Raw genomic sequence first — 12,533 nt, 5'->3', positions numbered from 1 at the left:
TGCGGGCGACAAAGATGCAAATCGGTTGAAGGAGCGCCACTCACCGCCCAAGCAGCGACTGTGAGGTTGGAGATAGGCGCAAGGTCTCGGTCGATCTAGCCAGACATGACTGGGCATCCTGCTCGAATGCCTGCCACTCCGGGGAACCGGCAAGGACTGCCTCGTGGGGGGAATGGGCGTCCGCGCTGTCGAAGGCGGCGACGCTGATGAAGACATTTTCGCCTGATCGCACCGGCAGGCGGGGAAAGCTGTTTTCGGCATGTTCGGAGACAAACGCAGCAAGTGGCCGCGCGCCATGTGCCGCCAACACGGCAATCGCGTCGGTTTTGAAGCGGCTGGCGAAGTCGGCTTCGGCGCCGTGCCGCAGATGATGAATCTTGATGATAACAATATCCGACAAGCGATTGTCTCCGCTTGGTTTTTCGTAACCATCCAAGGCTGCTCGTTGCGATCCCGACAGATCGAAGCCGGCGCCGGGCCATGCCGGTTTCAGCAACAGCACGTCGTCGGAGGAGATCATCGTGGCGTTGGCGGCGTCGCGCCAGGCGGCCCAGACGGGCCCCTCATAGAACGCGGTCAGTGCATTTTTCCGCGCTTCCATACCCTCGAAGCCGCGCAGCCAGATGAACATGTCAGGCCGGTCGAGATCGCGAAACTGACCGATGATGGTCATGTCAGCCGCTTCCTGACCCTCGATGAGGTGACCGTCGAAGATGCCGATCAGCGTGTCGCGCCGGCCAGGTTTCAGCGTGTATTGCCTGAGCTCGACGACCGGCGAGGCGTTGAGGCCGGATTTGGACGCGGCATTCAGGGGCAGGCTCATCGCGCAATCTCCAAAACAGGGCGTTCATCCTGTTTTATAAACAGACCGGTTGTCCTGTTTTGTCAATCTGCTATCGTTGAAAAATGTCAGCAGAGATGACCGCTCGCCCAAAGGCGCAGCCCGGCAAACGGACCAACGACCCGGAAGGCCTGCGCAAACGCGTGCTCGACGTCGCCGAAGCCTCGTTTCAGGCGCGCGGCTACCATGCCTCCAGCCTCGGCGACCTGATGGCCGCGGCAGGCGTCACCGGCGGCGCGCTGCATCATCACTTCCCGACCAAGAAGGCGCTGGCGCTGGCGGTGATCGAGGAGCGGGTCGCCGCGGCCGTCGAAGCAACATGGATCGCGCCGGTGCAGGCGGCAGGCTCGGCGCGCGAGGGCGTGCGCAGCGTGTTCGAGGCCGTGGCCGCGGAACTGGAGCAACAGGGTTTCGTGCGCGGCTGCCCGCTCAACAACCTGGCGCATGAATTGTCGCTTGCCGATCCGGATTTCCGCACCGCCCTTGCCGGCATTTTTTCGGCGTGGCGCCAGGCGATCGCCGACAAGGTCGGGGCCGACCAGCAAGCGGGCAGGGAGCAGGACACCGATCCGCAGCGTTTCGCGGCACTCGCGGTCGCGACCTATTCCGGCGCCATGTCGATTGCCAAGACGACGCAGGATTCTGCCGTGCTGCGCGATTGCCTGAACGCGCTGGAGCAGGGGGTTTCCTCAGCAAGAGCGAAGCGACGTCGCAGGGTGCTGCGGCAGTACAAAGCCTTTTGATGCCGGAGCGCCAGTCGCCTTCTGCCCTGCCGGGGTTAATTCGGCAGCGGTTTGATGACCTCGTAGCCGACCACGCTTTCGGCGTTGGTGCCCTCGTCATAGCGCCTGGCCAGAACCGCCTGCAGGTCGGGCGCATAGAGCGCGGTGAATTCATCCTGGATCTTGCCGGCCTCGTTCTTGATCGTAAGCCTGACCGCCAGCACGTTGTATTTGCAGTCGCCCAGGCTGAACGTCTCCTTGCCCTTGACGTTGATCTCGAGCGTCTCGGTGCCCTTCGGCTGTTTGTTTGCAGCGAGGCGGACGAAAACGGTCGTGCTCTTCGCCCCGGCCTTGAGCGGAAACAGCTTTCTGAGATCGGAAAACGGGATCATCGCAAGCTGACCGGTCTCGCTGTCGCGAAACACCTCGATCAGACCGCCGAACAGAAACTGCGTCTGCGGCGATTGGGATTGGTATTCGTTGGCGACCGACACCATTCCACCCGCCGCCGGTCGAAACTCGCTGTGGATGCCGGGCCTTTCGAGAATGAAGCCGGCCTTGGCGGCTTTGGCGTCGATGCACTCGGCACCATGAGCGGCGCTCGCCAGGATGGTAAGTGCCGTGGCGATGGATATAGTCTTCATAGCGTTTGCCCGCGCAAGTTGAGTCCTGACCTGAAAGCAATGCCAGACCTGCGGCAGCGTGTCGACATGCCGTTCGCGGCAACTGGACGAAGAGGCGCCGGCTGTGCTGAATTTCACGCCATGAATCGCATCTCGGCAGGATCACTCTCCCGGCGCCGCTTCCTGACGCAGGGAGCAGGGTTGGCCGCGGCCGGCGTCCTTGCGCGACCGGCACTCGGACAGACCGGGCAGCGCATTGCGCCTGTCGACGCCACCTTGCTGTTCGTCGCCGATGTCCATGCCTGCCGCATGGCCAGCGGGCTGAGCCCCAATTGCCAGCAGGAAGGCAAGACCGACGCCGCCTTGCTGCGCAGTATCGCCGCGTTGAACGGCATTGGCGAGAAGCACTGGCCGGCCGAAATCAACGGCATCGCCACCGGCCTGCGCTCAGCCGGCAGCCGCATCGACACGCCGCTCGGCCTCGTCGTCGGCGGCGACATGACCGACGACGGCGGCGGCCAGGTCATCCAGCCCAGCGAAGGCACGCAGTTGCTCCAGTTCAGCCAGCGTTTCCAGCAGGGCGTCGGCCCCGATCGCGTGCATGTGCCGGTCTATGTCGGCCTCGGCAACCACGATCTCGACCAGAACGGCCCGCCTAACCACGTCGACTGGTACCGCCGCGAAATGCGCGACTATGTCGAGGTCAACCATCGTGCCGGCGTGTTCTTCAAGCCGCCGGTGCCGGTGACCAGTTACGATGTCGACACCGACTGCTACTCGTGGGACTGGGGCGGCCTGCATCTCGTCCAGACGCACCGTTTCGCCGGCGACACCGGCCACGGCGCGGTCTCCGGCCTGCCATGGCTGAAGCAGGATCTGGCGACCTATGCAGCGGACGGCCGCCCCGTCATCCTGTTCCAGCACTACGGTTGGGATGTTTTCTCGATCGAACGGTGGGATGCCGCCAAAGGAACCTTCGACGATGAAGGCGCTGGTGCGCCGCACTGGTGGAGCGAGGCGGACCGGCAGGCGCTGCTGGCGGCGCTGAAGGGCTACAACGTCATCGGCATCTTCCATGGCCACCAGCACGAGACAGCGATGATCTACCGCGGCGATGGGCTCGACCTGTTCAAGCCGAAGGCCGCTTATATGGGCGGCTTCGCGCTGGCGCGGGTGAGCGGCGACAGCATGGACGTGGCGCTTGGCGAAGCCGTTGGCGACCATGGCGAGATCGTCTTCACCAACGCTTTCTCAAAGAGCCTGAATTTCTAACGGCAACTGAAGCATAGAGCTGACCGCTAAACCGCTTTCCTCATCGCTATCGAAACAGCAGCGCAGGGGTCAGATCACCTTCCTGAACTTGTCCTTGATGTCGCCATAGGCCTTCTGCATTTTGCCGGCGATCTTGTCGGCCACGCCTTCAGCCTGGACGCGCCTGTTGCCGGTGGCCTTGCCGGCGGCTTTCTTCACCGAGCCCTTGAGCTGCTTGGCTAGGCCCGCAATCTGACTCTTGTTCACCATGGCCGCATCTCCCGGAATCAATCTGCTGTTTGGGAAACGGGTGGCTGGGTTTTCGGTTCCGGAGCCCTGCCTCGTCGGTCAATCAACAGGCCACGGCCTTTGGCCCTGACCGCCATGGCGATTGCTACTCGGCATAAAAGAACGCCCCTCGCGCGTTTTATTGCACGGGAGGCGTCCTTTGTGTCAGCCTTTCCTGAGATTGCTCTCATGAACTGCTGGCGATATTTACAATGCACGGATGCCAAGATGGTTCCCGGCATGGCGCGATTTTTTTTACATTTTTAACAGCTGGCGCTGGGCCCGGTTTTCGGCGTCAGATCCGCCGTCGAATTGCCTGCGCAGCCAGCGTGCCGCGATCGGCCCGCCGACGACGAAAGTAGACGGCGAAAGCAAAAAATTGACACGGCGCCAGAAGAAGTCTAAAAGCAATTCGTCGATATTTGTTTGACCGACTTTTGTTATCCGCGTGTCCAGGCGCGCCTTTGACGAACTTCCCCCATCAAAATCGAGACAAACGCTGTTGTGCATTCGCATGACGGCGAACGAATATTTGCCACGGAAAGGGTTCGTTATGAGCACAGGCACAGTTAAATGGTTCAATGCCACCAAGGGTTTCGGTTTTATTCAGCCTGACGACGGCTCGGCCGACGTTTTTGTCCACATCTCGGCCGTAGAGCGCGCCGGAATGCGCGACATCGTCGAGGGCCAGAAGCTCGGCTACGAGATGGTCCGCGACAACAAGTCGGGCAAGATGTCCGCCGATCAGTTGAAGGCGGCCTAAAACGGAATTCAGCCTCGCCGGTGACCACGGATGTACTGGCACCGGTGAACGGCTAATTCCAGCGCATGACCCCGGAAACACCGGTTTCCGGAACGGATCATGCGCAGAATGAGCAAGTGCACGCGCGTTCAACCGGACGCGCGGCGCTCCAGCGGAGGTCAGGCAATGCCTGGCCTTTTGCGTTTCGGGCGCCGCAAAAGTTCGAAAAGAGCACCGCGCGTTCGCTTGAACGTGCTAAGGATGCTCCAGCAATTTGAAATCGACTGCCGTATTGCTTTGTGCGTGGTCCTGGTCGAAAGACCGGTCTCGCCATTTTCGGCATTACGCTCCGAACCGGGAGAAAGACCTTGACCGCCACTTCGAAGAAATCCCGCGACCACGCCGAATCCATCTTCAGCAAGACCCAGACCCAGTCCATGTCGCTCAACCGCATTATTTCCGAGCAGGATGCTGTCAGCCAGGCCCGGGAAGCCAAGACCGCGCGGCTGCGCGAACTGCGCCTGGAAAAGGAAGCTGACGAGCTGGCTGCAGCCGCCGCGCTCGCGGCCGCGCCGAAGCGCGTGGGCAAACGCTGATGGCCACCAAGCGCGTCCCGCAAGAGGCGATCGCCGCCGATTCGACCATCGCCGATGTCGTGGGAGCCCTCGACAAGCCGGTCGAGTATGTCCGGCGCGTGCTCGAAAAGCTCGAGCGCTGCAAGCGCGCCCATGGCGATGCCCAGGTCAGGCTCGGCGTGCGTGGCCGCTCCGAATGCCCGAACTATCTGATCGAATATGTCCGTGAAAATGCCAAGACCCGTGAGCGCGTCACCCATCAGGATGCCGCCTATAGCGGCAGCACGCATCGCGAACTGGCACCCCGGCACATCGAGGAGGCCAGGAACTGGTCGCCCGAGGAAATGAACATCACGGCGGTCTCGGCGCTGATCGGCCGGCTTCGCAACCCGAATGCGCCATCATCGCGTTTCTCCGACGAGGATTGATATGGCCATAAAATTTTCCGCCAAGGATCAGCCGGCAGCAGCCGCTGCCACCGCAAAGCTGGCCAAGCCGGCCGCCGCGCCGAAAGCCGATGTCGCCGCCGAGGCAGCGACCGACCTGTTCAAGTCGCCGGCGGACGTGGCGTCGCGCAAGACCAGGAAGAAAAAATAGCGCCCTTGCCGCGAAGCGCCGACCAGAATCCCGTTGCCTCAGGGCTGCTCGCCCTGGCGAGCGCCGGGGACTTTTCGTCACTGGAGGAGCGCGCCGCCCCTCTCTTCGACTGCCAGAGCTGTGGCGCCTGCTGTTCCTATTCGGCCGAATGGCCGCGCTTCTCGACCGAAGATGACGCGCAGCTCGACCGGATCCCGCAGAAATATGTGGCTGCCGACGAAGCCGGCATGCGCTGTGACGGCGTGCGCTGCTCGGCACTTTCCGGCGAGGTCGGCAAGTCGACCATTTGCGGCATCTACGAGGTCCGGCCGGACGTCTGCCGCGCCTGCATGCCCGGTGGCGACGACTGCCTGATGGCGCGCAAGGCACATGGTCTGCCGGCGCCCTGATAACGGGCCTCGATAGGTCTCAGTTTGAATTTCCACCTCGGGTGGGAAGCGGCCATTCCTGTCGCTGGGCTGTGCAATTCCAGCGCTCTGCGGCCAGGCCATCGGATGCGTCGAGTAGAGACGGGCGGCTCAGTCGCTCCTCACTGAGCCAGCGTGTTTTTGTAGATCAGGCCGTCCTTCATGATGATTTTGAAGTTGTTGGCAGGATCGGCCACCAGGTCAAGGTTCTCCAGCGGATTGCCTTCGACGAGCAGGAGGTCGGCGAGCGCGCCCTCTTCGATCACGCCGAGCTTTCCCGGATAGGGATTGCGAAGGCCCGACAGCGCCAGCAGCTCGGCATTGGTCCCGGTCGCCATGACGAGCGCTTCGGCAGGTGTGTACCAACGCACAAGCGACGCCAGGATTGCTCCCTGCTGCTTCGCCAGCGCGCGGGAGAACAGGACATCGGTGCCCCATGCCGTCTTGATCTTGTATTTCTTCGCGAGTTCGTAGGTCCTGCCGATGCCCGGCCACACCTCTTCGGCCTTGGCTCGCTCGACCGAACCCTCTCGGAGGCCTGTCCTCATCAATTCGGGAAGCGGCTGCAAGCTCAGCCAAACGTCCTTTTCGGCGATCAGCTTGGCGGTTGCCTCGTCCATGAGGAAGCCGTGTTCGATGCACTTGACGCCAGCCGCGACAGCCTTCCGGATCGCATCCGAGGTGAAGGCGTGCGCGGTGACGTAGGTGCCCCAATTCTCGGCAATTTCAACGGCGGCCCGCAGTTCGGGCTCGGTGAAGGTGGTGACGTCGAGCGGGCTATGGGGCGACGACACTCCACCGCCCGCTGTCAGCTTCAGCAGCGCGGCCCCCTGCATGAATTGCTCGCGGGCACGCAAACGCACCTCGTCGGGGCTGTCCACGACTATGCTGCCGCCGTTCCTCTCCATGGGGGTGAACAAGCCGCCGATCGTCCGGGGCAAGTCGCTGAGCTGGCGGAAATCCCCATGCCCGCTGGTCACGGTGATCATGGCTCCGGACGGATAGATGCGCGGTCCCGCGACGATGCCTTGATCTATCGCGCGCTTGAGGCCGAACACCGGCCCGCCCACGTCGCGAACGGTGGTGAAGCCGCGCATCAGCGTATCCGTCGCCTCGTCGCCGGCCGCAAGATTGGCGAAGCCGATGTCGCCCATCGCCTCTGCCGGGGTGGATGCAATCAGCATTGCGTGCCAATGCGCATCGATCAGCCCCGGCATCAGCGTTCGCCCGTTGCCGGCGATGCGCTGCGCGCCCTCGGCCGCGATGGGACTTGTCGAAATCCGCGCGATCAGCTTGCCCTGCACCAGCACACTCGAGGGAGCCGAAAGTGCGGCCCCCTTCCCATCGAAGATACGGACGTTTTCGAAAAGCACGTCATCGGCGCTCGCGCTGGCGCAAAGTCCAAGCAGGAGAGCCGCCGCAAGCATTTGTCTGCCAGAGCGAAGCATCGTGAAAACCGGGCGCGCAACAAAGAACAACACAGCGGCGCAGGACAGGGCATGCGCCGCAACCTTGCCTTTCGTCAGCTCCTGCGATCCAAAGGATTTGTGACACATGACGATTATCCCGCTTCAGGAGAGGTGGCCACGGCGCAAGGACAAGTTTGTAGCTTACACGGCATCGGGTCAAGAAGTGTTCCGGACTGGCACCGGACCGGCCTCGTTCGCAGCGAAGGTGGTGTCCAAAGTCAGGCCAATGCGATGACGGCAGGGCCAGCAGTGCAAGGTTTGCCTCAGGAAACGAGCTTACGAAACGTCGCCTACGGGAGTTGGTTTCAAAATCCCGCCGAGGGATACCGCGTTGGGTCGTGACCCGAAATTCGAAATGAGGCACTAACGGTCTTCGGGCTGGCTTGTGCCCGCGCGTTTCGCTGGCTACCTTGCCGGCGGCAGGTCACCGGAGGACGCATCGTGAGCATCGAATTCTTGTTGACGTCGCTGATCGTCGTGGCTTCGCCCGGCACCGGCGTTCTCTATACGCTGAGCGCCGGACTTTCGCGTGGCGCGCGCGCCAGCATCATCGCGGCTGTTGGTTGCACGCTCGGCATCATTCCGCACATGGCGGCTGCCATCACCGGTCTGGCGGCGCTGCTGCACACCAGCGCGCTCGCCTTCGAGACGCTGAAATATCTGGGCGTCGCCTATCTGCTCTACATGGCATGGAACACGCTGAAGGAGAGCGGCAGCTTGAACGTCGGGCAGGATGCCGCGCCGCGCTCGGCCGGCAAGGTGATCACCTCTGGCATCCTCATCAACATCCTCAACCCGAAGCTGTCGATCTTCTTCTTCGCCTTCCTGCCGCAGTTCGTCAGCACCACCGAACCGCATGCGCTGTCGAAGATGCTGGAGCTCAGCACCGTCTTCATGCTTTTGACCTTCGTCGTCTTTGTCGGCTACGGCATCTTCGCCGCCTCGATCCGCAGCCACGTCGTGTCGCGGCCGATGGTGCTGACCTGGATGCGCCGCACCTTCGCCGGCGCCTTCGTCGCGCTCGGCGCAAAACTGGCGCTGACCGAGCGGTAGAGCCGCCGGTGCTACCCCTTCATGTAGCCATCGCCTCGACGATCCGCCCGTTCCCGACGCGCATCAGGTTGACGCCGCGCAGCGAGTTGCCGTCGGCCATGAAATAGCGCCAGATGGAGACCGCTCTGCGCCCGAAGATAAGCGCGTCTGCCCGAGAGACGTCAAAACGTTATCGCTAATGCCTCAAAGCGTGGTTGGTGCCGGGATGCGCACGCCCTGCACTTCGATCGAGCCGCCGAGGGCGCTGGCTCCTCGATCAAAGGGTTACTATTGCGTCGATGCTGTTTCAAATGACGTCGTGATCCATCCTTACAGCGGCAGCGGCTTGCCAGCCTGCTCGGCCACCATGTACTCGGCATACCAGTCCGGCCAGTTCTCATCACGCTGGCCGCCTGTCCGCTTCTCATGCTCGCCATGGGCCGCAGACGCACGCCGGAGCGCGGCCGCGAGTTCGGCCGGCGAGACAAATGTGGTGTCGTCAGCTTCGACGCGGCCGGGCGCTCGCGCAGTGACCTCCTGCAACAGCCAGACATTTCCGGACGGATCGCTGAAGGAGGCCCACGAGGAGTAGCTGCGCCGCTCAGGGTCCGGACCGCTGACACGGCCTTCACTGCCGGCATAGTGGTAAACCTCGCTCACGTCGACACCGCGATCGGCGAGTTCGGCGCGCGCTGCCTCGATGTCTGACACGACGAGCTCGCCAACGCTTTCGAGGACATCGAGTTCGACCCGGCCGTAGGGCCCTGGGGTGACCCCTGAGCCGAAGACTATCGAACACGGGGAGCCCGGAGGCGTAAACTGGATGACACGAAATTCGTCGCCTGTGATGTCGGCGTCGAGCCTCCAACCCAAGCCGCCGTAAAATCGCTTGGCTCGATCGACGTCCGAAACGGGGATGACGGCGACTTCGAGCTTGATGTCGACCCTTCGCGCTGACGGGGTTGCGATTGCGGCTTCGCCGCGCTCCTGAATATCATTCATGACGATCTCCTTGGGTTTGGATGCGTTGCGTTATCTTCAACGCCGCGCACTGGCCGGTGCCGGTGGTGGCTGTTCATGCATGCAGGCGGGATTTGAGGCTACGGGGCCGCACCTATGCCGCCGAACCTCGCGATGCTCATCTGGATGTGCACATATCCGGTAGCGCTAACTCGCGCCGGCTAATCCGAGATGGACTTCGCGACGGACGAACGCGCCCTACGTTTTGGCAGGCTGATCGCTGATCGGCAAAAAATATTGACGACTAAATCTGGTAGCATTCTTATTGAATTGCAGCAAATCAACTCCCAAAATCAAAGTCCAATCGAGGACGAGCGAACTTCCGCTGCGGGTCATGGACACACCCCGCTGCAGAACCAGGATGCGCCGCACCTTCGCCGGCGCCTTCGTCGCGCTCGCGCAAAACTGGCGCTGACCGAGCGGTAGCGCCTGTTGGCGCTAGCCCTTGACGTATCCCATCGCTTCGACGATCAGCCCGTCCGCTACGCGCATCAGATTGACGCCACGGATGGAGTTGCCGTCGGCAGGCCAGTAACGCCAGCGGATTGTCGCCCGTTCACCGGCGACGAACGTCTCCTCGATGTCAAAACAGGTGCCGGGTTCGCTGGCGATCGCCGACCACAGCCTCACGCATGCCTCCCGGCCGGCATGGCGGGCGCCATCCGGCGCCGGCACGGTGTTTTCGATGACGCAGTCCTCGGCCACCAGCTCGGCGAGCGCCGACGGATCATGAAGCTGGAACACGTCATTGAAGCGCCGGATGATATCGGCCGTCTGTCTGGATTGGTCGTCGGGATGGACGACAATGATGCTATCCCGTTTCATCTCGGTAGCTCCTGATTTCATTTTTCCGCAGCGGCGGCCGTGACGAGGTCGGCCTTGAGCCTGATATCCGCCACGCCCGCCAAAGCCCGGGAGACGAGGCATGTTGCTTTCGCCGATTGGGCAAGGCGCTGGAATTCCTCGGGCGCCAGGCCCGGGATTTCGGCTTCCGTTTCGAGGTCGATGCGGGTGAGCGTCGGTCCGGCCGTGCTCGTACCGAGATGCACCTTGGCGACGGTGTGAATCCCTACGGGGACATGGCCGCCGTTGCCCAGTATGGCGCTCAACGCCATTGAAAAGCAGCCGGCGTGTGCCGCCGCAATCAATTCCTCGGGATTGGTGCCGGGACCGTTTTCGAAGCGCGACGGGAAGGAATAGGCGCCTTCGAAGACGCCGCTGCCGAGCCGCAGACGGCCCGAGCCTTCTTTCAACGAACCCTGCCATTGGGCCTCTGCTTCACGGATGGTCATTTTGTCGTTCTCCTCTTCGATGGAATGGCGCCGAATATATAGACTGATCTACATATTATATAGACCGATTGTCATATTCGGCGCAAGCCTATAGTGCTCACTCCTGACAGAGGTTGACATGGCGAACGACACCCGCATCCGCATCATCGAGGCGACGGCGCTGCTGCTGAGGCAGCGCGGCTATCACGGCACCTCGCTCAACGACATCTTGAGCGCCTCCGGTGCGCCAAGAGGATCGCTCTACTTTCATTTTCCGGGCGGCAAGGACCAATTGGTCATCGAGGTGACGCGCGACAGCGTGGACAAGGTGTCTCGATGGCTTGGCGAAGAGCTGGCCGCCGAAAAAGATCCGGCGGTGGCTGTCCACCACATCTACCAGTCGGTCGCACGCATGCTGGAGGACAACCAGTTCACGCTTGGCTGTCCGATCGCACCCGTGGTGCTGGACTCGCCGGCCGACGTGCCGGACCTGGCCGAACTGTGCCGGTCGGCTTTTGAGCAATGGGTAGGCCTGCTGCAGGCGGCCTTCGTCAGGGCAGGGGTGCCTGAGCGCCGCGCCCGCGCCCTGGCGCTGCTTGTCGAATCGTCGCTGGAAGGGCTGATGGTGATCGCGCGCGCCAGCCGCGACCGCGCCCCGGTGCTGGCGGTAGCCGATGAAGTCGCCGCGCTGATAGAGGGTGCATTGCCGGCCAAAGAGGTCGCTGTAGCGGCGAGCTGATACTGCTTGTTTGAGCTTGAAAGGCTCGGCCCTGGCCAGCCCCTCGTCTGCACGACTAGTCAACAATCTCTTTGCGTGCGGCCGAAGCAAGGAAGGCGGAGCGGGTTTGTCCCCGTTCACGCGCCGTGGCATCGATAGCTTCAAGCAGGCCGAGATCGAAGGATACATTGATACGCGTTGTGGAACCACGGTCGCGGATCAGCGGAACGACCGTCGTCATAGCGCCTTCGCGTTCCTCCGCAAGTTCTGGATCATTTGCAATCGCATCGAAATCGCGAGGGGAAGGCACCGGATCGCCGTCGGCCTCCAGCATTCGCACATGACCGGAAAGTGCTTCGACAGCGTTGCGCACAGCCTCGTCTATCGTGTCGCCAGCCGAAATGCAGCCGGGCAAATCGGGAAAGTCGACGCCATAGACGCTATCAGGATCTTTGCGAATAAAAGCGATGTAGCGCATTCTCTCATCTTGCTTTGTCGAGCAGCCCCGCGTGCTTCATCAGCGCCCGAACCGTGCCGATCGGTATATCTTTACGAGGATGGGGGATTGTCACTTTTCCAGGTTTCGTCGGATGCTTGAAATGATGATGCGAGCCGGTGACGCCGATCTCAAACCACCCATCCTCTTCAAGCAGTTTGATCAGCTTCCGGCTGTCGCGTTCCATAAGAGCGCTCAGTGTAACATAATACACACTTTTGAGGGGTTCAACGCCACCTTTTTAATGATAGCACGTGAGAGCCTCGACTTCTTGGAAGACCATTGGTCACATAAAAAGGGCGACCGCTCGGCCGCCCTTTCCATATCAGAAGGCTGATGGATTTCCTTAGAAATCCATGCCGCCCATGCCGCCCATGCCGCCGCCGCCCATGCCGCCTGGCATGCCGCCGCCAGCCGACTCCTTCTTCGGAGCCTCCGCGATCATGGCTTCGGTGGTGACCAGCAGGCCGGCGACCGAGGC

The 12,533-nt window shown here is 62.1% G+C and carries 20 protein-coding genes; 10 read left to right on the top strand and 10 right to left on the bottom strand.

Features of this window, described 5'->3' with window-relative positions; all coding sequences use genetic code 11:
• Positions 1–40 precede the first annotated feature (40 nt).
• Entirely contained in the window at positions 41–823 is a 783-nt protein-coding gene (locus tag AC0L3H_RS29890; protein WP_473587879.1) for an NIPSNAP family protein, read from the bottom strand.
• 95 nt (positions 824–918) lie between these two features.
• Between AC0L3H_RS29890 and AC0L3H_RS29885 the strand changes: the two genes are divergently transcribed.
• Entirely contained in the window at positions 919–1,584 is a 666-nt protein-coding gene (locus tag AC0L3H_RS29885) for a TetR/AcrR family transcriptional regulator (RefSeq protein ID WP_473587878.1), read from the top strand.
• A gap of 35 nt (positions 1,585–1,619) precedes the next feature.
• Here AC0L3H_RS29885 and AC0L3H_RS29880 read toward each other — a convergent pair whose 3' ends face one another.
• The gene (locus tag AC0L3H_RS29880; RefSeq protein WP_473587877.1) at positions 1,620–2,207 is read right to left on the bottom strand and encodes a hypothetical protein; all 588 of its coding nucleotides are present in this window, start codon (positions 2,205–2,207) and stop codon (positions 1,620–1,622) included.
• A gap of 120 nt (positions 2,208–2,327) precedes the next feature.
• On the opposite strand from AC0L3H_RS29880, the gene AC0L3H_RS29875 reads away from it, so the two are divergent.
• Positions 2,328–3,458: a metallophosphoesterase gene (locus AC0L3H_RS29875; protein WP_473587876.1), complete on the top strand. Its 1,131-nt coding sequence runs from the start codon at positions 2,328–2,330 to the stop codon at positions 3,456–3,458.
• Positions 3,459–3,527: 69 nt separating this feature from the next.
• Here AC0L3H_RS29875 and AC0L3H_RS29870 read toward each other — a convergent pair whose 3' ends face one another.
• Entirely contained in the window at positions 3,528–3,707 is a 180-nt protein-coding gene (locus tag AC0L3H_RS29870) for a CsbD family protein (RefSeq protein ID WP_091590669.1), read from the bottom strand.
• Positions 3,708–3,980: 273 nt separating this feature from the next.
• On the bottom strand, positions 3,981–4,235 hold the full coding sequence (locus AC0L3H_RS29865) for a hypothetical protein (RefSeq protein WP_473587875.1): 255 nt from the start codon (positions 4,233–4,235) through the stop codon (positions 3,981–3,983).
• A gap of 43 nt (positions 4,236–4,278) precedes the next feature.
• Here AC0L3H_RS29865 and AC0L3H_RS29860 point away from each other — a divergent pair, with 43 nt between their 5' ends.
• The 5 genes from AC0L3H_RS29860 to AC0L3H_RS29840 all read left to right on the top strand — a co-directional run bounded on the left by AC0L3H_RS29860 (position 4,279) and on the right by AC0L3H_RS29840 (position 6,028).
• Entirely contained in the window at positions 4,279–4,488 is a 210-nt protein-coding gene (locus AC0L3H_RS29860) for a cold-shock protein (RefSeq protein ID WP_010915421.1), read from the top strand.
• A gap of 347 nt (positions 4,489–4,835) precedes the next feature.
• On the top strand, positions 4,836–5,063 hold the full coding sequence (locus tag AC0L3H_RS29855; protein WP_128248410.1) for a hypothetical protein: 228 nt from the start codon (positions 4,836–4,838) through the stop codon (positions 5,061–5,063).
• Positions 5,063–5,470 (top strand): hypothetical protein, encoded by a 408-nt coding sequence (locus tag AC0L3H_RS29850; RefSeq protein ID WP_473492436.1) that lies wholly within the window; start codon positions 5,063–5,065, stop codon positions 5,468–5,470. The genes AC0L3H_RS29855 and AC0L3H_RS29850 overlap by 1 nt, the downstream gene beginning before the upstream one ends.
• 1 nt (position 5,471) lies before the next feature.
• Complete coding sequence (locus AC0L3H_RS29845; RefSeq protein WP_287120983.1) at positions 5,472–5,639, top strand: hypothetical protein; 168 nt, start codon at positions 5,472–5,474, stop codon at positions 5,637–5,639.
• Between the two features lie 5 nt (positions 5,640–5,644).
• Positions 5,645–6,028, top strand: a complete 384-nt coding sequence (locus AC0L3H_RS29840; RefSeq protein WP_473587874.1) for a YkgJ family cysteine cluster protein — start codon at positions 5,645–5,647, stop codon at positions 6,026–6,028.
• A gap of 140 nt (positions 6,029–6,168) precedes the next feature.
• Here AC0L3H_RS29840 and AC0L3H_RS29835 read toward each other — a convergent pair whose 3' ends face one another.
• Positions 6,169–7,473: a metal-dependent hydrolase family protein gene (locus tag AC0L3H_RS29835; protein WP_473587873.1), complete on the bottom strand. Its 1,305-nt coding sequence runs from the start codon at positions 7,471–7,473 to the stop codon at positions 6,169–6,171.
• A gap of 483 nt (positions 7,474–7,956) precedes the next feature.
• Here AC0L3H_RS29835 and AC0L3H_RS29830 point away from each other — a divergent pair, with 483 nt between their 5' ends.
• Entirely contained in the window at positions 7,957–8,568 is a 612-nt protein-coding gene (locus tag AC0L3H_RS29830; RefSeq protein ID WP_473587872.1) for a LysE family translocator, read from the top strand.
• Positions 8,569–8,877: 309 nt separating this feature from the next.
• On the opposite strand, the gene AC0L3H_RS29825 is transcribed toward AC0L3H_RS29830, so the two are convergent.
• Positions 8,878–9,549, bottom strand: a complete 672-nt coding sequence (locus AC0L3H_RS29825; protein ID WP_473587871.1) for a VOC family protein — start codon at positions 9,547–9,549, stop codon at positions 8,878–8,880.
• A gap of 189 nt (positions 9,550–9,738) precedes the next feature.
• Between AC0L3H_RS29825 and AC0L3H_RS29820 the strand changes: the two genes are divergently transcribed.
• Complete coding sequence (locus AC0L3H_RS29820) at positions 9,739–9,993, top strand: hypothetical protein (protein WP_473587870.1); 255 nt, start codon at positions 9,739–9,741, stop codon at positions 9,991–9,993.
• A 12-nt stretch (positions 9,994–10,005) separates the two neighbouring features.
• Here AC0L3H_RS29820 and AC0L3H_RS29815 read toward each other — a convergent pair whose 3' ends face one another.
• Together AC0L3H_RS29815 and AC0L3H_RS29810 are read right to left on the bottom strand one after the other, a co-directional pair.
• On the bottom strand, positions 10,006–10,392 hold the full coding sequence (locus AC0L3H_RS29815; RefSeq protein WP_473587869.1) for a nuclear transport factor 2 family protein: 387 nt from the start codon (positions 10,390–10,392) through the stop codon (positions 10,006–10,008).
• Between the two features lie 17 nt (positions 10,393–10,409).
• Positions 10,410–10,859 carry an OsmC family protein gene (locus tag AC0L3H_RS29810; protein ID WP_023800599.1) on the bottom strand — a complete coding sequence of 150 codons (450 nt, stop codon included), beginning with the start codon at positions 10,857–10,859 and terminating at the stop codon, positions 10,410–10,412.
• 118 nt (positions 10,860–10,977) lie between these two features.
• Here AC0L3H_RS29810 and AC0L3H_RS29805 point away from each other — a divergent pair, with 118 nt between their 5' ends.
• A complete protein-coding gene (locus tag AC0L3H_RS29805) occupies positions 10,978–11,577 on the top strand; it encodes a TetR/AcrR family transcriptional regulator (protein ID WP_473587868.1) in 600 nt (199 codons plus the stop codon).
• 55 nt (positions 11,578–11,632) lie between these two features.
• On the opposite strand, the gene AC0L3H_RS29800 is transcribed toward AC0L3H_RS29805, so the two are convergent.
• Positions 11,633–12,034 carry a type II toxin-antitoxin system HicB family antitoxin gene (locus AC0L3H_RS29800; protein WP_473587867.1) on the bottom strand — a complete coding sequence of 134 codons (402 nt, stop codon included), beginning with the start codon at positions 12,032–12,034 and terminating at the stop codon, positions 11,633–11,635.
• Between the two features lie 4 nt (positions 12,035–12,038).
• Positions 12,039–12,239, bottom strand: a complete 201-nt coding sequence (locus tag AC0L3H_RS29795; protein WP_473587866.1) for a type II toxin-antitoxin system HicA family toxin — start codon at positions 12,237–12,239, stop codon at positions 12,039–12,041.
• Positions 12,240–12,533: the final 294 nt, after the last annotated feature.

This window comes from Mesorhizobium sp. WSM4816 (assembly GCF_055811535.1).
Note: the sequence above shows the minus strand (reverse complement) of the source record. Positions and strands in the feature narration are given on the sequence as shown.

What these genes read in the sequence shown, in the direction of transcription:
- AC0L3H_RS29820 (WP_473587870.1), top strand. Translation starts at nt 9,739, where the DNA reads ATGGACTTCGCGACGGACGAACGCGCCCTACGTTTTGGCAGGCTGATC.
- AC0L3H_RS29795 (WP_473587866.1), bottom strand. Translation starts at nt 12,239, where the DNA reads ATGGAACGCGACAGCCGGAAGCTGATCAAACTGCTTGAAGAGGATGGG.
- AC0L3H_RS29825 (WP_473587871.1), bottom strand. Translation starts at nt 9,549, where the DNA reads ATGAATGATATTCAGGAGCGCGGCGAAGCCGCAATCGCAACCCCGTCA.
- AC0L3H_RS29805 (WP_473587868.1), top strand. Translation starts at nt 10,978, where the DNA reads ATGGCGAACGACACCCGCATCCGCATCATCGAGGCGACGGCGCTGCTG.
- AC0L3H_RS29800 (WP_473587867.1), bottom strand. Translation starts at nt 12,034, where the DNA reads ATGCGCTACATCGCTTTTATTCGCAAAGATCCTGATAGCGTCTATGGC.
- AC0L3H_RS29865 (WP_473587875.1), bottom strand. Translation starts at nt 4,235, where the DNA reads ATGCACAACAGCGTTTGTCTCGATTTTGATGGGGGAAGTTCGTCAAAG.
- AC0L3H_RS29850 (WP_473492436.1), top strand. Translation starts at nt 5,063, where the DNA reads ATGGCCACCAAGCGCGTCCCGCAAGAGGCGATCGCCGCCGATTCGACC.
- AC0L3H_RS29815 (WP_473587869.1), bottom strand. Translation starts at nt 10,392, where the DNA reads ATGAAACGGGATAGCATCATTGTCGTCCATCCCGACGACCAATCCAGA.
- AC0L3H_RS29810 (WP_023800599.1), bottom strand. Translation starts at nt 10,859, where the DNA reads ATGACCATCCGTGAAGCAGAGGCCCAATGGCAGGGTTCGTTGAAAGAA.
- AC0L3H_RS29860 (WP_010915421.1), top strand. Translation starts at nt 4,279, where the DNA reads ATGAGCACAGGCACAGTTAAATGGTTCAATGCCACCAAGGGTTTCGGT.
- AC0L3H_RS29880 (WP_473587877.1), bottom strand. Translation starts at nt 2,207, where the DNA reads ATGAAGACTATATCCATCGCCACGGCACTTACCATCCTGGCGAGCGCC.
- AC0L3H_RS29890 (WP_473587879.1), bottom strand. Translation starts at nt 823, where the DNA reads ATGAGCCTGCCCCTGAATGCCGCGTCCAAATCCGGCCTCAACGCCTCG.
- AC0L3H_RS29845 (WP_287120983.1), top strand. Translation starts at nt 5,472, where the DNA reads ATGGCCATAAAATTTTCCGCCAAGGATCAGCCGGCAGCAGCCGCTGCC.
- AC0L3H_RS29835 (WP_473587873.1), bottom strand. Translation starts at nt 7,473, where the DNA reads ATGCTTGCGGCGGCTCTCCTGCTTGGACTTTGCGCCAGCGCGAGCGCC.
- AC0L3H_RS29875 (WP_473587876.1), top strand. Translation starts at nt 2,328, where the DNA reads ATGAATCGCATCTCGGCAGGATCACTCTCCCGGCGCCGCTTCCTGACG.
- AC0L3H_RS29885 (WP_473587878.1), top strand. Translation starts at nt 919, where the DNA reads ATGACCGCTCGCCCAAAGGCGCAGCCCGGCAAACGGACCAACGACCCG.
- AC0L3H_RS29870 (WP_091590669.1), bottom strand. Translation starts at nt 3,707, where the DNA reads ATGGTGAACAAGAGTCAGATTGCGGGCCTAGCCAAGCAGCTCAAGGGC.